The sequence below is a fragment of the Paenibacillus sp. FSL R5-0908 genome, assembly GCF_038006245.1.
Lineage (GTDB): Bacteria > Bacillota > Bacilli > Paenibacillales > Paenibacillaceae > Paenibacillus_AQ > Paenibacillus_AQ odorifer.
Genome location: NZ_JBBOUV010000001.1, coordinates 1,483,522 through 1,502,277, shown reverse-complemented (window position 1 = coordinate 1,502,277; position 18,756 = coordinate 1,483,522). Strand labels below are relative to the sequence as shown.

At 45.0% G+C, this 18,756-nt stretch carries 20 protein-coding genes and 1 riboswitch; of the genes, 3 read left to right on the top strand and 17 right to left on the bottom strand.

Annotation, left to right across the window (positions count from 1 at the left end; translation table 11 throughout):
* Window positions 1-27: 27 nt before the first annotated feature.
* The 5 genes from MKZ09_RS06775 to MKZ09_RS06755 all read right to left on the bottom strand — a co-directional run bounded on the left by MKZ09_RS06775 (window position 28) and on the right by MKZ09_RS06755 (window position 4,292).
* Window positions 28-1,032: a siderophore ABC transporter substrate-binding protein gene (locus MKZ09_RS06775; protein WP_269473479.1), complete on the bottom strand. Its 1,005-nt coding sequence runs from the start codon at window positions 1,030-1,032 to the stop codon at window positions 28-30.
* 122 nt (window positions 1,033-1,154) lie between these two features.
* Window positions 1,155-1,910 (bottom strand): iron ABC transporter ATP-binding protein, encoded by a 756-nt coding sequence (locus MKZ09_RS06770; protein ID WP_036681845.1) that lies wholly within the window; start codon window positions 1,908-1,910, stop codon window positions 1,155-1,157.
* Window positions 1,904-2,848, bottom strand: coding sequence for an iron chelate uptake ABC transporter family permease subunit (locus MKZ09_RS06765; protein ID WP_036681842.1), 945 nt, complete (start codon window positions 2,846-2,848; stop codon window positions 1,904-1,906). The genes MKZ09_RS06770 and MKZ09_RS06765 overlap by 7 nt, the downstream gene beginning before the upstream one ends.
* 2 nt (window positions 2,849-2,850) lie before the next feature.
* Window positions 2,851-3,798 carry an ABC transporter permease gene (locus MKZ09_RS06760; RefSeq protein ID WP_076137492.1) on the bottom strand — a complete coding sequence of 316 codons (948 nt, stop codon included), beginning with the start codon at window positions 3,796-3,798 and terminating at the stop codon, window positions 2,851-2,853.
* A 233-nt stretch (window positions 3,799-4,031) separates the two neighbouring features.
* The gene (locus tag MKZ09_RS06755) at window positions 4,032-4,292 is read right to left on the bottom strand and encodes a YqkE family protein (RefSeq protein ID WP_076137494.1); all 261 of its coding nucleotides are present in this window, start codon (window positions 4,290-4,292) and stop codon (window positions 4,032-4,034) included.
* 91 nt (window positions 4,293-4,383) lie between these two features.
* On the opposite strand from MKZ09_RS06755, the gene MKZ09_RS06750 reads away from it, so the two are divergent.
* Complete coding sequence (locus tag MKZ09_RS06750) at window positions 4,384-4,728, top strand: winged helix-turn-helix transcriptional regulator (RefSeq protein WP_076128100.1); 345 nt, start codon at window positions 4,384-4,386, stop codon at window positions 4,726-4,728.
* Between the two features lie 17 nt (window positions 4,729-4,745).
* On the opposite strand, the gene MKZ09_RS06745 is transcribed toward MKZ09_RS06750, so the two are convergent.
* Window positions 4,746-5,249 (bottom strand): GNAT family N-acetyltransferase, encoded by a 504-nt coding sequence (locus tag MKZ09_RS06745; RefSeq protein WP_076137495.1) that lies wholly within the window; start codon window positions 5,247-5,249, stop codon window positions 4,746-4,748.
* A 25-nt stretch (window positions 5,250-5,274) separates the two neighbouring features.
* A complete protein-coding gene (locus tag MKZ09_RS06740; RefSeq protein ID WP_076206613.1) occupies window positions 5,275-6,117 on the bottom strand; it encodes an SDR family oxidoreductase in 843 nt (280 codons plus the stop codon).
* A 225-nt stretch (window positions 6,118-6,342) separates the two neighbouring features.
* On the opposite strand from MKZ09_RS06740, the gene MKZ09_RS06735 reads away from it, so the two are divergent.
* Window positions 6,343-7,437 (top strand): M24 family metallopeptidase, encoded by a 1,095-nt coding sequence (locus tag MKZ09_RS06735; RefSeq protein ID WP_076206611.1) that lies wholly within the window; start codon window positions 6,343-6,345, stop codon window positions 7,435-7,437.
* A gap of 84 nt (window positions 7,438-7,521) precedes the next feature.
* On the opposite strand, the gene MKZ09_RS06730 is transcribed toward MKZ09_RS06735, so the two are convergent.
* The 10 genes from MKZ09_RS06730 to MKZ09_RS06685 all read right to left on the bottom strand — a co-directional run bounded on the left by MKZ09_RS06730 (window position 7,522) and on the right by MKZ09_RS06685 (window position 16,092).
* Window positions 7,522-8,487, bottom strand: coding sequence for an NAD(P)H-dependent flavin oxidoreductase (locus MKZ09_RS06730; RefSeq protein WP_076137626.1), 966 nt, complete (start codon window positions 8,485-8,487; stop codon window positions 7,522-7,524).
* 6 nt (window positions 8,488-8,493) lie between these two features.
* Entirely contained in the window at window positions 8,494-9,297 is an 804-nt protein-coding gene (locus tag MKZ09_RS06725; protein WP_076137499.1) for an energy-coupling factor transporter transmembrane component T family protein, read from the bottom strand.
* A gap of 4 nt (window positions 9,298-9,301) precedes the next feature.
* Complete coding sequence (locus MKZ09_RS06720; RefSeq protein WP_076206609.1) at window positions 9,302-10,147, bottom strand: ATP-binding cassette domain-containing protein; 846 nt, start codon at window positions 10,145-10,147, stop codon at window positions 9,302-9,304.
* Complete coding sequence (locus tag MKZ09_RS06715; RefSeq protein ID WP_076206607.1) at window positions 10,132-10,932, bottom strand: energy-coupling factor transporter ATPase; 801 nt, start codon at window positions 10,930-10,932, stop codon at window positions 10,132-10,134. Before MKZ09_RS06715 ends, MKZ09_RS06720 begins: the two co-directional genes overlap by 16 nt.
* Window positions 10,933-11,754, bottom strand: coding sequence for an SDR family NAD(P)-dependent oxidoreductase (locus MKZ09_RS06710; RefSeq protein ID WP_081394327.1), 822 nt, complete (start codon window positions 11,752-11,754; stop codon window positions 10,933-10,935).
* Between the two features lie 2 nt (window positions 11,755-11,756).
* Entirely contained in the window at window positions 11,757-12,098 is a 342-nt protein-coding gene (locus MKZ09_RS06705; protein ID WP_076206603.1) for a MaoC family dehydratase, read from the bottom strand.
* Window positions 12,073-12,474 carry an FAS1-like dehydratase domain-containing protein gene (locus MKZ09_RS06700; RefSeq protein WP_076206600.1) on the bottom strand — a complete coding sequence of 134 codons (402 nt, stop codon included), beginning with the start codon at window positions 12,472-12,474 and terminating at the stop codon, window positions 12,073-12,075. The genes MKZ09_RS06705 and MKZ09_RS06700 overlap by 26 nt, the downstream gene beginning before the upstream one ends.
* Complete coding sequence (locus MKZ09_RS06695) at window positions 12,471-13,622, bottom strand: thiolase family protein (RefSeq protein ID WP_076206598.1); 1,152 nt, start codon at window positions 13,620-13,622, stop codon at window positions 12,471-12,473. The genes MKZ09_RS06700 and MKZ09_RS06695 overlap by 4 nt, the downstream gene beginning before the upstream one ends.
* Window positions 13,619-15,100: an AMP-binding protein gene (locus tag MKZ09_RS06690; protein WP_076206595.1), complete on the bottom strand. Its 1,482-nt coding sequence runs from the start codon at window positions 15,098-15,100 to the stop codon at window positions 13,619-13,621. Before MKZ09_RS06690 ends, MKZ09_RS06695 begins: the two co-directional genes overlap by 4 nt.
* Before the next feature lie 278 nt (window positions 15,101-15,378).
* A complete protein-coding gene (locus MKZ09_RS06685; RefSeq protein WP_076104819.1) occupies window positions 15,379-16,092 on the bottom strand; it encodes a queuosine precursor transporter in 714 nt (237 codons plus the stop codon).
* Between the two features lie 10 nt (window positions 16,093-16,102).
* Window positions 16,103-16,148, bottom strand: a riboswitch (PreQ1 riboswitch).
* Between the two features lie 366 nt (window positions 16,149-16,514).
* Between MKZ09_RS06685 and MKZ09_RS06680 the strand changes: the two genes are divergently transcribed.
* On the top strand, window positions 16,515-18,203 hold the full coding sequence (locus MKZ09_RS06680) for a methyl-accepting chemotaxis protein (RefSeq protein ID WP_076104820.1): 1,689 nt from the start codon (window positions 16,515-16,517) through the stop codon (window positions 18,201-18,203).
* Window positions 18,204-18,756: the final 553 nt, after the last annotated feature.

Here is an 18,756-nt window from a genome sequence, read left to right as displayed (position 1 = left end):
GCTTTTTAATTCACCAAGTTACTCTGCTTACAGAACAACTTCAACTTCTTTGAGCATTTCGCTAACGGATATTAAACCGCCACCGGACAAATACCAGTAGTTAGGATCCAAGTAAATGATTTTACCGTTTTTAAAGGCATTTGTGTTCTTCACTAGATCGTTTTCAACTGCTTTTTTAGCTGAGCCGGATTCGCCGCCATCACTCTTCACAGCCGCATCTCTGTCCACTACAAACAGATAATCCGGGTTCTTATCCGCTACATATTCGTAGGATACGCTTTGTCCGTGAGTGGATACTTCAATTTTATCATCAGCCTGTGCAAATCCGAACACATCATGGATAATCCCAAAACGGGAACCTGCACCGTAAGCACTGATTTTGCCTTCATTCGCAAGAATAACAAGTGCTTTTTTGCCATCAGCTGTTGCCTTCGTATTCAAAGCTTTGATGGAATCATTGATAGTCGCAAGCTCAGTTTCTACTTCTGCTTCTTTTCCAAAAATTTGACCCAGCATTTTCACGTTATTCGTAAAAGATTCCATGTAGTTTGCATTATCTACAGCCACATACAGAGTAGGTGCAATTTTGCTGAATTCTTCATAAGAATCCTGTTGTCTGCCGGAAATGATGATCAGGTCCGGAGAAAGACTGTTTATTTTTTCGAAGTCAGGCTCTTTCAAACCACCAACATTCTCATATTTAGCATCGTTATATTTAGAGAGATAAGCCGGTACATTACTTTGAGGCACTCCAGTCACCTCTACACCCAGTTTATCCAGCGTATCCAGTGTACCGAAGTCAAAAACAACCACTTTTTGCGGATTGCTTTTGATAGTTGTTTCGCCAAGCGCATGCTTGAAAGTAAGCTCTGTCGGTGCTGTAGTTGCTTCCGTTGTTGGTGCAGTAGTAGCCTCCGAATTGCCTGCCGCTGCTGTGTTGTTATTTGAAGTTGCTGCATTATTGGAGCCACAAGCCGCCAAGATTACCGCAAGAAATACTGTCATAATCAGTAAAGATAAGTTCTTCTTCAACGTATTCACCCCTAATTTTTATAGTGAAGCTATTTGAATTATTCGCGTATGCGTTAAGAAGCTGGCGCCTTTCACTTCTTACGTTACGTCATAATAATATCCGCATTGTAATAGTTACCATTTTAGAAATAGACACCGATTTTTCGGCCTCCTATAGTTTCAATAGGAATGTCCATGTCATATACCTCTTTAAGAACTGCAGAATCTATAATTTCATCCGCTGTACCCGAGGAAGCTACTCTTCCATTTTTAAGCGCAACAATGTAGTCAGAGTAACAAGATGCAAAGTTAATATCGTGGATAACGAGCACAATCGTCTTCCCCTTCTCGTCCACCAAGCGGCGAAGCACCTTCATAATTTGGACGGAATGCTTCATATCGAGATTGTTGAGCGGTTCGTCGAGCAGAATGTACTCTGTATCCTGAGCCATGACCATGGCAATATATGCCCGCTGGCGTTGCCCTCCACTGAGCTGATCAATATATTTATCCTGCATTTCTTGGAGATCCATGTAAGCAATTGCTTCGTCAACGAACGCCCGATCTTCCGGACTCAGCTTCCCCTGTGAATACGGGAATCTCCCAAAAGAAACGAGCTCCTTCACAGTGAGGCGTACACTAATATGATTGGACTGCTTTAACACCGATATTTTACGAGCAAGCTCATTACTTTTGCAGGTACCGATTTCCTTACCTTCGATCAGCACCTCTCCCGCGTCTTTGGAGATAAGTCTGCTGATCATGGAGAGCAGTGTACTTTTACCCGCACCATTTGGTCCGATAAACGAGGTGATTGCACCCTTTTTAATGGACAAGGACACATCATCAACGACGGTTACTCCGCCATAACGTTTGGTTAAATTTTTAACTTCTACCACGACTTATTCTCCTTTAACAGCAGATAGACGAAGTAGACGCCGCCTGCAAAATTGATAATCACACTAACCGTAGTATTGAATCCAAAAACACGTTCGACCAGAAACTGCCCGCCGACAAGCGCAACAATGCTCAGCAGAATCGTTCCAGGAATCAGATAGGCATGCTTATAGGTACGGAACAACTGGTGTCCCACATTAGCTACCAACAAACCTAAGAAAGTGATTGGCCCCACTAGAGCCGTCGAGATCGAAACGTAGATAGATACAATAACTAGCAACCTTTTGACCACATAGTCATAATTGATGCCCAGATTAATGGCTTCATCTTTTCCAAGCGAAATAACATCCAAATACTTAACAAATCGCAAGAAATACAACGTAGTTAGCGTCAGAACAATGGTGGAAAGAATCAATAGGTCACTGCTGACATTGTTGAAGCTGGCAAACATTTTCCCCTGTAGAATCAGGAATTCGTTCGGATCAATAAGCACTTCCATAAAAGAAGACGCGCTCTGGAACATCGTCCCCATGATCAGCCCTACCAGCAGCAGGAAATAAATATTTTGTCCTTCCCTACGGAACATTAGCTTATACAATACGCCTGAAAACAGGACCATGAGACACGCCGAGAACAAGAAGTTGATGTTTTTATTCATAAAGGTCATATTCGATGAACCTAGGGCATATACACCGAACGTCTGGATTAACATGTACAGGGAATCGAGCCCGAGAATACTTGGTGTCAAAATACGATTGTTCGTGATGCTCTGAAAAACTACGGTAGAGACAGCTATCACAGCTCCGGTAATCAGAATGGCCGCCAGCTTTCTTCCCCGGCTGGGCAGAACGTAGTCCCAATTTCCCAAAGCATGATACGTCATGAACAAGACGATGAGGGCGACAGCACTTATAGATAATATAGTTAGTTTTGTCTTCATCACTAGTTCGCCTTTCTTCTCATCAGCAAGTAGATAAACAGACCACTACCGATGACGCCTACCGTGAGACTGATTGATATTTCATATGGATAGATAATGAGCCTGCCCAAAATATCGCAGAACAGGAGGAACACCGCACCGAGAATGGCTGTATGTGCCAGACTTTTTTTGAGGTTATCCCCTATGTACAACGTTACAATGTTAGGTACTACCAGACCCAGAAATGGAATCGTACCTACGGTTAAAATGACAACAGAAGAAATTAACGCTACAATTACCAATCCCACGTTAACAACCGCTTTGTAATTCATGCCAAGATTAACGGAGAAATCCTCGCCCATACCGGCTACCGTAAATTTATTAGCGAAGAGATACGCCAGAATGACAAGTGGAATGCTGATATAAATTAATTCGTATTGGCCTTTGATAATCGTTGAGAAATCTCCAAGCATCCAAGACGAGATATTCTGAATCAAATCATTTTTATACGCAAAAAATGTTGTAATCGAACCTACAATGTTTCCGAACATGAGTCCGACCAGCGGGATAAAAATACTATCCTTGAACTTGATCCGATCCAGGATTCTCATAAAAATAAAGGTGCCCAATAGTGCAAAAACAAAAGCAACAAGCAATTTCTGCATTGGCGTTGCGCCTGTGAATAACATGAGGGATACGAGAATACCAAACTTCGCGGAATCCATCGTCCCTGCCGTAGTCGGTGAGACGAATTTATTGCGTGACAGCTGTTGCATAATTAATCCGGCAATACTCATGCTGACTCCAGCGATAATCAATGCGGCTAACCGGGGAATCCGGCTTACCAGTAAGGTCTGTGCTTGAGAGTCCGTAAGATGAAAGAGATCTAATGGGGATATATCTTTAACGCCTATAAACAAAGATATAAATGAAAATACTATTAGAAGTAGGGACAAATATTTTAGTTTCATGAGTTGTTCCTTATCTGTTTAATAGTTTACAAATGCGATTTTATGATAATGATTTTCATTCGCAATGTTTTAAATTATACCTAAGCCTACTTTGAGGGTCAACCCTTTCATATACTTAAATTTAAAATAATTAAGACTTAGACTTAGGCTTATCTGCTTAAGTTACATAAAAAAGACACCCTAACGGGTGCCTCTTTAATCTCTGCCATATTTTTAGCGCTAAGGTATAGGATTTATTTGTATTTCTTCCAATCCTGATTACTGTTCTCCAGCAGATGTGCAAAATCATTCTCCAACCTCTTCTGCTCAGCCTTGCGTTGATCTTCCACTGCCTTACGGGCAGCTTCTTTACGGTCATTTTCCTCCGCTTTCAATGCATCAGATTGCGCCTTCAGCTTTCCTAGAACATCACTGCTTAGCAGGTCTTTTAACGTAGCAGGACCATCATTCGTAGCGGCTCTAGGTGTGGTAGGCATTTTCTTTTTTTTAGCCACTGTCCATCATCCTTTCTAGTACTAAATTAAATTGGAATTTGTTTAAGTTATTGGTCTTTTCGTTTATAATGTTTACTAAGAGGTGAGCCCTATGAAGTCCAATGATTTATGTCCCCGGCTACAAAAAAGTATGGATATTATCGGCAGGCGTTGGACTGGTTTAATTATCTACCAGCTCCTTCAAGGACCCCAACGTTTCAATGTAATTGAAGCGGCATTGCCCATCAGTGGAAGACTGCTCTCCGAACGGCTCAAAGAGCTGGAACAGGAAGGGATCGTTCTTCGAGAAGTGTTCCCAGAGACCCCCGTGCGGATCCAATATTCTTTGACGGATAAAGGTCTTGCCCTGGAATCAGTCATCCGAGACTTACAGAGTTGGTCCAAGGAATGGGTCGATTGTGACACCGATAACCTAAATTCAACCCTCAAAATGTAAGCGTTTTATCTGGGGCTTTAGATTTTAAGCCCTACAATGACTAAATCGCGCTCTATACCGTCAAGTTCAGCCACACCAGGCAGCATTCCCCACTCTTCAAAACCAAACTTTTTCAGTAAACCAAGGCTTGGATCATTATGTCCAAACACAAAGCCGACTAGATTCTTAATTCCGAGACTAGGGGCTTTCTCAATGGCCTCTGTCAGAAGAATTCTGCCAGCACCACCACCACGGAACTTTTCATTCACGTATACACTGATTTCTGCTGTTGCATTATACGCTGGACGACCATAAAAGGATTGAAAACTGAACCATGCAGCAATTTCATCTCCTTGCTTCAGTACCCATAAGGGACGGTGATGGCTATTATGCTCAAGAAACCATTCCTCCCGGTCTGCAACAGTAATGGGTTCCAGATCTGCAGTTACCATCCTCCCAGCAATCGTTGAGTTATAAATATCTACAATAGCTGCTAAGTCTGCAGATGTTGCATCTTCAATTCTGCTGTTCTCCCAATTCATCCCTTAATTCCTCCAAATGTGTTAGTTAACTCAGGCCGACCTGCTCCTGGCTCCATTGCCACAGCCGTTCGGCCTCTATTGTATTCTGCGCTCTGGGAGACAGTTGTTTAATCTTTCTTCGATAATAATATTGACCGGTTACCTCTCCAAGATCGGGATCTGTAGCCAAATAAATCGCTGTATCGGCACCTTGTTCAGGTGTTAAGAAAAAGTAAGAGAGTAACTTAAGTACCGACTTGCCAAAACCGGTCTCCCGGTTTACACCTATATTCGTCCCCACTGCTCCTGGATGCAGGCAATTCACCGTCACCCTTGTTCCGTGAAGGCGCGAAGCCCGCTCCCGCGTGAACAGAATATTGGCTAGCTTGGATCGGGCATAGGCTTTTGCAGGATTAAAACGGCGAGCGAGGGTTGGATCTTCATAATGGAGCGCACCTATCTTGTAAGCACCGGAGGCAACCACAATGATACGGCCTTGCTCTGCTGCCTGCAGCGACCCAAGTAACAGATTGGTAAGTAGAAAATGACCCAAATGATTTACGCCAAGATCCATCTCAAAGCCGTCCTTCGTAAGCTGACGCTTAATCGTGACTACCCCGGCGTTATTGATAAGTATGTCTAGCATCGGATATTTCATAGTGAATTCATCAGCAAAGCTGCGAATGCTCTCAAGTGAAGCCAGATCACACAACATGAGCTCGATATCCTCGGAGTGGCTCTTTTGTTTGGCGGCAGCAAGTGCTTCTTCTCCCCGCTGGCGATTACGGCAAACCATAATCACTTTAGCTCCCTTGCGAGCCAGTTCAACTGTTGTGGCCAGCCCCATACCGGAATTCGCTCCGGTAACAAGTGCGATTGTTCCTCTCATTCCAAGAATCACTCCTCTCTCAACAACCGTACCCGAATAAGCTTCAGCCTAACCTTAGGAGAAGTATATTTAAAGATATGTTACACCAACTAGTAGGGTTAAGAAAAGCTTCATGTCATGATTAGCCAACGATAGTTATAGTTCGTCAGGTGCGTCTGGTCTATTTTTGATCTATAATAGGAATATTGCAGTTCTAATCGTGAAGTTGAAAGGGGAACACCAACTATGAATAATGCTCTGACAAGCTTAGAGCAGCAAATGGCGGGCGAGGGCCTGGATGCCCTGCTCGTAACAGATCCCAAGCATGTCTACTACTTAACCGGCTTCGCCAGCGATCCGCATGAACGTTTTCTGGGTCTGCTGCTGATACGCGGAGAAGAGCCTATGCTCATTCTGCCTGCATTGGATGCAGAAGCAGCTCAAGCGGCTTCTTCGGTCACCAAAATCCTAACTCACACTGATACGGATAATCCCTATAAACTGCTAAAAGATTGTTTCGGCAGCAGTAAGCTAGGTACTCTTGGCATAGAAAAGGAACATTTCTCAGTAGCCCGTTTTGAGCACCTAGCCGCTGCTGTTCCAGCTGAACGGTTTAGTGATATTGGTCCATTGCTGCGCAGCATGCGCTCCAAAAAGACCCCGGATGAAGTTAAGCGCATGAAACATGCCGCTGAGCTAGTTGAAGAAGCCTTGCGCCGCGTTCTTACCCACGTAAAAACAGGCGTTACAGAAAACGATCTAGTGGCAGAGCTAGAATATCTAATGAAAAAGGTTGGCGCTTCCGGTCCTTCCTTCGATACTATGGTGCTTTCTGGTCCGAAAACTGCCTTGCCTCACGGTGTTCCGGGCAACCGGGTCATTCAACCCGGCGACTTCCTGATGTTTGATATCGGGGTGTATGCCGATGGTTATGCTTCTGATATTACACGTACCTTTGCTATTGAATCCGTGGACGACAAGCTAGTCACTATCTATAACACTGTGCTGGCTGCCAACGAAGCTGGGATCGCTGCCTCCAATCCTGGAGCACCTTTCGGCTCAGTCGACAAAGCTGCACGTGATGTAATTGAAGAAGCTGGATTCGGAGAATATTTCTTACACCGTGTCGGACACGGACTGGGCATGGATGTTCATGAATATCCATCACTTCACGGACAGAACGATGACATTATCGAGATCGGCAATGTGTTCACCGTTGAGCCAGGGATTTATGTACCTGGACTAGCGGGTGTGCGTATCGAAGATGATCTGATTATTACAGCTGAAGGTGCAGAGACCTTAACAAGCTTCCCTAAGGAACTGACTATTCTTCATTTGTAGAAAAGAATTACAAGCCACAGCCAAAAACACAGAGCAGCGATTCCTCCAATAATGAGAGAATCGCCGCTCTGTGTTTTTTTAAATTCAAACCTGTGTTCCCCACATCCCGCGAACCAACTTAGCCTCTTTCACCATCCTGCCGATCAGCTCCGCGACTGTAGGAATATCTTGGATCATTCCTGTCACTTGACCTGCCCAGCCGATGCCCTCTTCTTTGATATCATCATAGATCCAGCGCTTGTTGGCTGCACCACTGATATATTCTTTTAATGCTTCATAGGTCGGTGTCACGCGCTCGATTTCAAGAATTTGATCAATGTAGTCACTACGTAACACTCGTGCGGGTGCTCCAATAGAACGTTTGATTACAACCGTATCCGACTCTGCGCTTTCTACTAAAGCTTTTTTATAAGAAGCGGCTGCATGCACACATTCCACTGTAGCAACGAAACGAGTGCCCATTTCAATTCCTTCAGCCCCAAGTGCATGAGCAGCCATCCATCCACGGCCATCTCCGATCCCTCCGGAAGCAATCACAGGAATATTAACCGCATCAACCACTTGCGGAACGAGCACCATGGTTCCAACATCGTCACGCCCTAAGTGGCCCCCTCCCTCATGCCCAACAACAATAACCGCAGAAGCCCCTAATTGTTCAGCTTTTTGGGCTTGTCTGCGTGAGGAGACGAGCACGAGTGTTTTAATATCGGTGGGCTGTAACATTTCCAGGATAGGGGCTGGATTCCCTCCAGTGAGGCTCACCACGGGAACCTGCTCGTCGATGGCGACCTGCACCCGATCTTCATAACCAATCCCATGCATGCCGATAGCAAAATTAACCCCAAATGGCTTGTCCGTTAGTGTTCGTACCCGACGTATTTCTGCACGTAAGGCCTCCGCATCCGGAAGACTCATTGCTGTGACCTGACCCAGTCCACCGATATTTGAAACCGCAGCCGCGAGGTCTGCATAACCTAAATAAGCAAGTCCTCCTTGAATAATAGGATATTCTATGTGCAATAACTCCGTAATACGGGTGTTCCATTTCATCTTCATCTACACCTTTCCTATCTTTAAGCAAAGCAGAATCACGGCAATTAAAAGGGCAGCTCCCCCTGCCAGATAATCTATTTGCTGAAATTGCAGTCTTTTAAAAGAAGTCCTCCCTTTACCATTCCCATAAGCACGCGCATCAATTGCATAGCTCAGCTGTTCAGCACGTTGAATCGTTGTGAAGAGCAGAGGAATAATGATCGGAATGTACGCATATATCCGTTTAGGCAGTGATAATACTGTAAGATCATAACCTCTAGCCTTTTGTGCGAGAAGAATACGATCAAGCTCCTCCTTGATAGTAGGGATAAAACGGATCGCAATCACTATCATTAAAGAGAACTGTTCTACGGGTACCCCAAATTTGGATAGAGGGGCAAGCAGCTTTTCCAGACCATAAGCTAAGTCCAGCGGCTTAGTAGTTAAGGTTAGAACTGAGGCTAACAAGATGAGCAATATAATCCGCCATACAAAACGTAATCCTATTCGCAGTCCCTCTTCAGTCACCTCGATAAAAAACCATGACCAGAGAATCGTCCCTTTGGTGAACAGGGCATTGTAAACTAAAGTAAACAATAAAATAAATAATACCGGCCGCAGCCCTCGCCAAAAAAAATGCACAGGAACTTTAGACAGTAATAACATTCCCAATACAAAAAAGGTTGCAATAACATAACTAAGCCCCGTACCAAGCATCATAAAGCTAAGCATCAGCATCACGATACTTACAAGCTTTGTACGTGGGTCTAAACGATGAAAAATCGAATGTGTCTCCACATATTGACCGACTAATACGGAATCAGCCATGCCCTTACCCCCTCGAATGCCAAATCGGCAAAATCGCTTCGAAGATATCCTGCTCTTTACAGCTGGCAACTTCAATCTTCTGATCAGATAATTCCTCCACTAGCTTCAAGAGCTGTACGGGTTCAGGCAAGGATAGTCCAAGTTCCAGCAATAATTTTTCCTTTTCCAGAAACATTGTTCTGGTATCATGATGCCCTTTTAACTGACCTTCATGAAAAACCATGACCTCATCTGAGTATTCGGCAACATCATCCATCTGATGCGAAACGAAGAGGATGGTGTGATTATCTTGTTGCTGCCATTCTTTTAATAGCCTCAGCAAAGACACTTGGCTAGCTGGATCGAGACCCGCTGTCGGTTCATCCAGTATCAGCAGCTTCGGATTTGTCATCAGTACAGAGGCAATAGCTACACGGCGCTTTTCACCACCGCTTAGCTGGAATGGATTTAAGGGGAGTATTCCGTCTGACAACCCCACTTGCGGCAAGATCATTTTAATCGCCTCTGTAATTTGCTGACGTGAAGCACCCTGCTGATTCAGAGCAAAAGCAAGCTCCTTATGCACCGTTGTTTCGAATAGCTGATGCTCCGGATATTGAAAAACGAAACCCAACTCGGTGACAACCTTTAAGCGCCCTTTAGCATCTCTGCTCGCAGGCTGCTGATTAATCCAATAGTCTCCTTTTACGGTGGGAATCAAGCCCTTCAGCACTTTGACAAAGGTAGACTTTCCTGCACCCGTTGGACCGATAATAGAAATCCATTTGCCTTCAGGAATAGTGCAGTTTATATTGCGCAAAGCCACATGATCGGCATAGTTCACACTTAGATTTTTTAATTGGTAGACCATTGTGATCGAATTATCCCCTTCCAATCGGCTGTTAGCGGTGCTGCTGAATGGAGCAATGTATGTACACGCACTGCGAAGGGCAGATGTAATTGATAGTCCGCAACAGGCATGGTTTCAAAAAAAGTCAGTGGATCGCCGTCAAACTCAAGTCGTCCTTGGTGCAGGAGCAATACGCGTTCTGCTGCAAGCACTTCCTCCATATGGTGGGTGATATGAATAAGGGTCAGGCCGTGACGATGCAGCTCTTGCATGATGGAATGAACCTGCTGTCTTCCCTGAGGATCAAGCATTGAGGTAGCCTCGTCAAAAATAATGACTTGCGGGCGCATCGCCAATATAGCTGCGATAGCGACACGTTGCTTTTGACCTCCAGATAGCTGATGTGGCATAGCCTCCAGATAATCCTCCATATGAACGGCCTGTAAGGCATAATCCAATCGGCTGCGCATTTCCTCCCTCGGCACACGGATATTCTCCAAACCAAAAAGCACCTCATCCATAACGGTTGTGGTGATAAATTGATCCTCTGGATTCTGAAAAACAAAACCAATTTGCTGATGAATCTCCGCAAGATCCGTTGGTTTTGCTGTGTCCAAGCTCTTAAATTGTACAGTCCCTTTTCGCGGCAGCAGCAGTCCGTCCATGAGCTTTGCAATAGTGGATTTGCCAGAACCATTCGCCCCGACTATCGCCACAAACTCCCCTGCGTCTATCGTAAAGCTAATATCCTCCAGGAGAGGTTGTCCTTTTTTATAATAAAAACAAACTTGATCGAAGGTAAGCATTTATTCAGTCCCCTTTTGACGGTGCCAAGCAGCAAAAAATGCCTCAATGCTATTCTCGGAAAATGCAGGTGCAGGCTTCTCCCATTTTGTCACTTTTGATCCATTCACAGCAAAGATTTCACCGGTTAAATCCGCGTCGGACTCATTCAATAATGCAGTCACGAAGGAAGCAATAGCCTCCGGGTCACCTATTCTCCAAAAGTCAGGCAAAGGTTCATTCCGACTGGCATGTTTTTCCCTCAGATGGTCAATTATAGGTCTGGTCATATCCGTTAACGCCGCTGGAGAAATCGCATTGACCCTAATCTGGTCACGTTTCAGCTCTGCTGCGAGCGTCCACATCATGCCGAGTATTCCAGCCTTAGCTGCACTGTAATTCACCTGACCCACGGAACCTGCTAGTCCAGCAGCAGAGCTCATCAACAGGATATCCCCACCTGTTTCACGCATATGCGGTAATACTCGTTGAATGCTGTAAAAGGTGCCATTCAAATGCACATCCAGAACAGCCCTCCACTGTTCATCCGTCATCCGCTGACATTTCTGATCCTGCACAATTCCCGCGTTAGCTATCAATACCTCAATACGACCGTATCGGGCAATGACCTCATCTACCATGGCAGTGACTGCGACTGGATCGGCTACATTAGCAGCGTACCCTAGCGCCTCTCCGCCTGCCTGGCGGATCTCGCGCACAACCTCATTGATTAAGACTTGTTTCGTACCATTTACAACCACTAGATAACCTGACTTACCAAGCTGCATGGCGATACTACGTCCGATCCCTCTTGTTGCTCCAGTAATTAAGGCCACTTTATTCATCACTACACCTCTTTCACTGCAAAAGCTCCCGCGGCAATAACATCGCCAGCTTCTGTTGTAAGGATCACTTTCACAAAGCAGTCGTCAGCTGCAAAATCAAAAATCACGACACTATCGACCTCTATAGGCTTATGAAATTTCATATCATATTGAGTGATCCACTGTGTAGGGTGCTCAGCAATGTACAAGGATTGGGCTAATCCCATAAGATACATCCCATGTGCGATGGGTCGCTCCAAACCAGCCTTGACTGCGGCATCTACATCTAAATGTATAGGCGCCAAATCTTGGGAAGCAGCTGCATATTGCCGGATAGCTTCAGCTGTTATGCACTTTTTTATCATGATCATCACCTACCCGAATTAACACCGTTTCTGCGGTGACTATAAGCTCACCCTCACACCTACAAACCAGCGTATGTGTGTAAAAAGTCAGTTTACCCTGTCTGCCTTCTTTTTGCACCTCACCCGTTAACGCTAATTCACAATCCAAAATCATCCCCGCCGTAATCGGAGCCTGATATGAAAATTTCTGAGTGCCGTGAAGCAAGGGTTCACCGATGATTAACCATGGAATATCGAAGTCTTGCCAGAAAATAATAGGCATCGTCGCAGGAGCGATCAGCTTTCCATTTATCGTCTGCACGGGTGCTTCAATACTCTGTGCGTAGTCCGAAATCCAGTCAGCCGTCATATGGATCTGATGTCGGACACTGTTCATTCTATAACCTCCACGAGTGTTGCCAGACCTATCCCGCCGCCGATTCCCAGAGTAGCAAGCCCTCGTTGGTAAGGAGCATGTTGCATTTCAGCACATAACCGAGTCATTAAAATAGCCCCGGAAGCTCCGTATGGATGGCCTATTGCTAAAGCACCCCCGCCAAGATTGACCTTTTCCTGTGGAATTTGAAGCTCATTCAGTGAAGCCAATACTTGTGAAGCAAAAGCCTCGTTAAACTCTACGATATCTAAATCGGCAACGGTAAGCTTTTGGCGTTTTAACACCTTTTGCACAGCTGGTACAGGCCCCATCCCTAAATAGTTCGGATCTACACCCGCAGCTTGCGCATCCACGACCCGTAAAATAGGCTTCAGCTTAAGCTGCTGGCATTTCTCCCGAGACATCATTAATAGAAGCGCTGCGCCATCATTAATAGGACAGGCATTTCCAGCAGTGACGGTACCCTTTTCTTCAAAAATTGGCGGCAGCTTTTGCAGCTTGTCCAGACTCGTATTTGCCCGAGGACATTCGTCGGTGCTCACCCACTGCCCCTCTACCTGAAGAGGTACTATCTCCTGCTGAAACCGGTCACTTTGCTGAGCATAAACCGCCTTTTGATGGCTTTTTAAGGCATATTGATCCTGCTCTTCTCGAGAAATCCCGTATTTCCTTGCTACATTCTCTGCAGCAATTCCCATATCCGGATCACCGTAAGAGCTAGGCGTAAAATGTGCACGGGTATATAGCTGCGGAACCCCCATTAAGGTCTGTGGTTTAGCCATTTTCCATGGAGCACGGCTCGTACTTTCGACACCACCCGCTAAATAAATCTCACCAGCGCCGCTTTGAATCAGTCTTGCTGCTATATTAATTGCCTCTAGCCCAGATCCGCACTGACGATCCACGGTGACGCCCGGAACCGAAACAGGCAGCCCCGCTTCAAGCGCAGCTACCCGGGCAATATTACCTCCTGGGCCCACAACATTCCCAATAATGACATCATCGATCAGTTCTTTAGGCAAGTTCGTTTCGGCTACAATATGCTGAATAAGCGGCGCCAGTAATGCTTCCGGCTCAAGTGTACTTAATAAGCCACCCATTCTGCCAATCGGTGTACGTTTTGCCATGACAATTACTGCTTCTATCATACCATCGCTCTTTTCACATAGTCTTTCATCGCTTGCCGGGCAATTTTGCCGCTGCTTGTATAGATAAATTCATCCAGGGTTAGCAGCTGCTTCGGCGCTTTGTAGCTCGCTAAATACTGGCGGCAATAATTCTTAATTTCGTCGACAGATAAGTGCTGCTCTCCGCTCCACTTCACGAGGGCTATCAGCTGTTCTCCCCAGTAATCGTCAGGCACGCCAAGCACCATCACTTCATCTATTTCCGGAAGAAACTCCAGCACCCTCTCTATTTCTTCTGGATAAACGTTCAGCCCTCCGGATATGATTTTATTCTTCAAACGTCCCGCCATATATAAATAACCAGCTTCGTCCTGATAAACATAGTCTTCTAAAATAAGCCATCCCTCTCTAAAAGCTGCTGCTGTCTCATTCGGTAATTGATGGTAGCCTGAAAATATCATATCACTACGCACATATAGCTGCCCAATCTCCCCAGTAGGGACTTCCCGGAACTGTTCATCACGAATGGAAATTTGCACCCCGGGATAAGGTTTGCCTACAGAGGTCGGATTATGCTCGGTCAGAACATCCAAATAACTAATATAACTCGCTTCTGAAGAACCGTAGGATTCATATAGGCGCGCTCCACCAAACACTTCCATGCCCCTTTTCTTGGACAACTCCGACCACTTTGCACCTGAGCTAATAATCGCATCAATCTGTATCTGCCCAGGTACAGCCTGCTGCATCATGGATTCGATCATTGTTGGTACGACGAACAGCACCACACCCGGAATTTGCCGGCACAGCTCTAACACCTGCGTGGCACTAAATTTTTGTGTGATATGAAAAGTTGCTCCACCATATAGACTCTGCATAACGGCGAATAAAGATAGGGAATGCACAAATGGACCTGGTGCCAAAACATCCTTCATAGCTTCCAATTCAAAAGCTATATTCGAGACCTCAAAGCTTTTTAACCATGATAAATGGGTACGCATATAACCTTTGGGCAACCCGGTTGTGCCTGAAGTAAAGCCAATAAATAATAATTCATTCGTCTCATCCAACTCAGCCTCCGGCTTCAGGGCAGCCAGCCACTGATCATAGGAACCTGTTCGTTCATTTGAGAAGGCCAGTGTTGGGATCGCTTGATCCTTGAAGACCAGATTCTTTGCGGTTTCCGGCTCGGCAAAAATCATTGTCGGCTGGCACTGTTCTATAATAACCTGCAGTTCATTAGCACTCCATTTGGGATCTAAGGGAATGGGAACACAGCCCGCATAAATCGCCCCCAAAAAAACCTCAACAAATTCAATACGATTCGTAGATAAAATCGCGATTTTGTCATGCCTCAGACCCTTTTGCTGTAAGCCATTCGCGATTCTCCGCATCGTTTCTACTAATGTGGCATAGGTATGACTTGCTTGGTCATGGGTTAAGGCAATGCTGTCGGGCTGCTGTGCTGCATGACGCAGTATAGGCACTACTAGATTCATCCTTGATCACACCTGTTCGTAATTTCTGTGACTACCGATTATATACATTCTCTTCAATCGGACTGCCCCGCAAGTCCAGCCCAGACCAAAGGATATGTGATAAGCGCCATCGCAGGCGCTCCTGTTAAACTAATCCGCTAGAATTGCTACGATAGCTTATTTTAGCTTTATATTATTTTTATGTACACATTTTCATGTAACTATTAAGTCCATCCTACAACTAAAAAAATAGCCAGCACGTATCGATTATGATCGGTACGCGCTGGCTGTATTGTTGTTTAGTCCTTCTTTTGAACAGATGATGGTGTACCCTCTTCAGCAAAAGTAAAGGTTCGGGCGATATATAAGATAGGTGTGCTTACTGCGGTTAGTAAGAACTTCGCTAGATAAGTTGTAAGCAAAATTTCAAGCCATACATTCCAGTCATACAAGCCCGCAAACGCAATGGTGCAGAAGATAAGTGTATCCACAAAGGAGCTAATCATCGTACTGCCGTTGGAACGAATCCACAGCTGACTTGAGGTGCTGTAATATTTACGAATCCAAGAGTACAACCGAACATCTAGGAACTGACTAATGAAGTAAGCAGTAAGACTACCCAAAGCTAGTCGAGGCATCAGCCCAAAAATCGTCTCCAAAGAAGACTGAGCGATATCGGTCTCCTGCGGCTTAAATACTAGTACCATCTGCATAATGACTGTAGTCATAAGCAAGGTGAAGAAACCAAACCAGACCGCTTTACGCGCTTCCGCTCTTCCGTACTTCTCATTAAGTAAATCGCTGGTCATATATAAAGTGACATACATCGTATTTCCGAGTGTCATCACAATATCAAATGGCATAGCAATCGTCTTAGCTACCTGAATGTTAGCAATTACAGTAGCAATACCTACCCAGGCATACATTCCACTTTTCCCGAACAGGCGGTAACAGAGCAGAAAAAAAGCAAAATTGACAATAACAAATAAAACTCCCCACAGCAAATTAAACATATTACTGAAATTCCTCCTAGTTTTGTTTACGCGGGATGGTTACGAACCGCGGCTTACAATATTAAATTTTCGGAACAAAACATTAATACTCTATCACAATAGCGCTAAACAATCCATAAAAATAATATTTTTATATGAAATTGGTAGTTCCAGTTCTTTTTTTTCGACAATTATCTAAAATAGTCAGCAATAATTCATTTTTTTCAGAAAAAAATGCTCTATAGGACAAAACTTTCACTATTCATCCAGAGGTTAATTCTATAGAATAGTATCAAACACCTTATTCCCGATCCATTTAGTAGAAATATGACATAACTATGGAATATATCTCGGGTCGCCAATTTCCAGCAGTTGGCATGGAGTATCTAGTGAAGACCAAAAAAGAAATGACCTCACCGTCCATAAAAAAAGGAGAGAACGATATGTTTCGTATCAAGCATTCGATCAGTCGCAAATTTACGCGTTTATTATTTGTTGTTCTGTTGCTCACGTCTCTTTTGTTAAGCACCAGCTTCTATTTTATCTCTATCAGTATCTTCAACAGCTATGTTATGCCGCAGATTAACAAAATCCTTACTGCCGCTGCTCAGGACGTATATAAGAATCTCAACGTAATGCACGCCCAGCAAACTCTAAATAAGAACGATCAGTCTGCCACCAATCTCGAGTTCTATTTTCAGGAAAAGAGGAAACAACATGGAGTGGAAACCATTTTTCTGGTCAATCTGAAAGGGAAAGAAGCTGAGATTCTATCCGCAGATCACGATGCAAAATTGCAACGGGCAGAAAGTGTCACCGTATCCTCTGCAATGCAACAAGCCTCTAAAGGAAAAACTGGACTAAGCGATACATATAGCGACGCGCATGGTATACATAAAACAGCTTATATCGGTATTCCCGGAAGTACGATGATCATCGGTGTAAGCAGTGACGTAAGCTTCATTCAAGAAAAAACAGACAGCATTCTATGGACAAGTGCCGGCATCACACTTCTGACGTTGATCATCGGCCTAACTGGTGCATGGTTTATGAGTGTGCGTATAACACGTCCAATCTCAAAACTGGCAGCTTATAGTGCCCGGCTCGCAGAGGGAGATTTCACCGAAGAATTATCAATTAAAGGAAATGACGAAGTTGCACAGTTGTCCGTAAGCTTCCAAGCGATGACCCAACGCCTGAAAGAAATGATCGGACATGTACTGGTAACCTCTAATACTGTCGTTGCAGATTCCAACTCTTTAAAAGAACGTGTTGAGGTTCTCAATGATATGGCAGAACACTCCAGCTCATCGGTAGTAGAAATCGGCAAAGGTAGTACGACTATCGCTAGCAGTGCATCAGATAACTCGAGAGCAATGGAAGAAATCAATTTAGGCATTCAAAGTATTGCCTCAGCAGCGAATGAAGTCACGGAGCAAATCAGTGAGGCTTCCGCTGAAGCAAGTGGCGGTAATGAAATTGCTCAAAGCGCTGTGCTGCAAATGCGCCAGGTTGAACGTGCTTCCCTACAGTCACTGGATCAGTTACAAATCATGAATGAGCGTTCAGTAATGATCGGAGAAGTCGTTCACAGCATTACTGAAATTACGAAACAAATCCAAATGCTGTCGCTGAATGCTTCAATTGAAGCTGCACGCGCAGGAGAGCATGGACGCGGCTTTGCTGTTGTTGCTGGAGAAGTACGCAAGCTGTCCGAACAATCACGCAACGCAAACGAACAGATCCGTGACTTCCTACTTGGACTTCAGGAAGATATGAGCCGCTCCGTTACCGAGATGAACCATGTGAATTCTGAGGTTGCCTCTGGAGTCGGCAAAGTAGCAGAAGCAGGTGATGCCTTTAATCACCTCCTGATTCTTATCCAAAGCATCAATCACAGCATCCAATCCGTATCTGCGGCTACACAGCAAATCTCGGCAAGTACAGAAGAAGTCAGCGCTTCCGTCGAAGAAACTGCACAAATTACATCCAGATCGCAAGAAAGTGCGGACACACTCGCTGCTAACTCAGAGCGGCAGCGCGTCGAACTGGAAGGCCATGCAGAAACCGTTAAACATCTGTACGAGCAAGCCAAGAAACTCCAAGAAGCTGTGCAGCAATTTAAGATTTAACGCTTGTAAACCAAAAACCCCCGTTCACACGAAAGTGTTGAACAGGGGTTTTTAGTTTACGATGGCTCGCTAGCGCTTGCGGAGGTCTCGCTTAGACTCGGGCGTCATGTGCTGCTGGCTTGCGCGATACTCTCGTTTAGCTCGGCGCGTCATGCGCTGCTGGCTTGCGCGATACTCTCATTTAGACTCGGCGCGTCATGCGCTGCTGGCTTGCGCGATACTCTCATTTAGACTCGGCGCGTCATGTGCTGCTGGCTTGCGGACTCAGATGCCGCTATTACTCGAAAAACCGCCATTTGGAGGCTTTTTCGGACTCGAGAGACGCTATTGCCTCATAATCAACCCAGACTCAGCCTATTTCGCTCAAATAGCGCCTCTGGTGTCCGAAAACGCTCCAAAATAACCCTTTTTTTCGCAAATAAAGTCTCCTGAGTCCGGAGCCAAGTTACTTACAGCAAATTACTCAAAGTGCCTCCGTGGCGCTACCTACTGCAAATTACTCAAAGTTCATCCGTCGATGCTACCTACTGCAAATTACTCAAAGTTCCTCCGT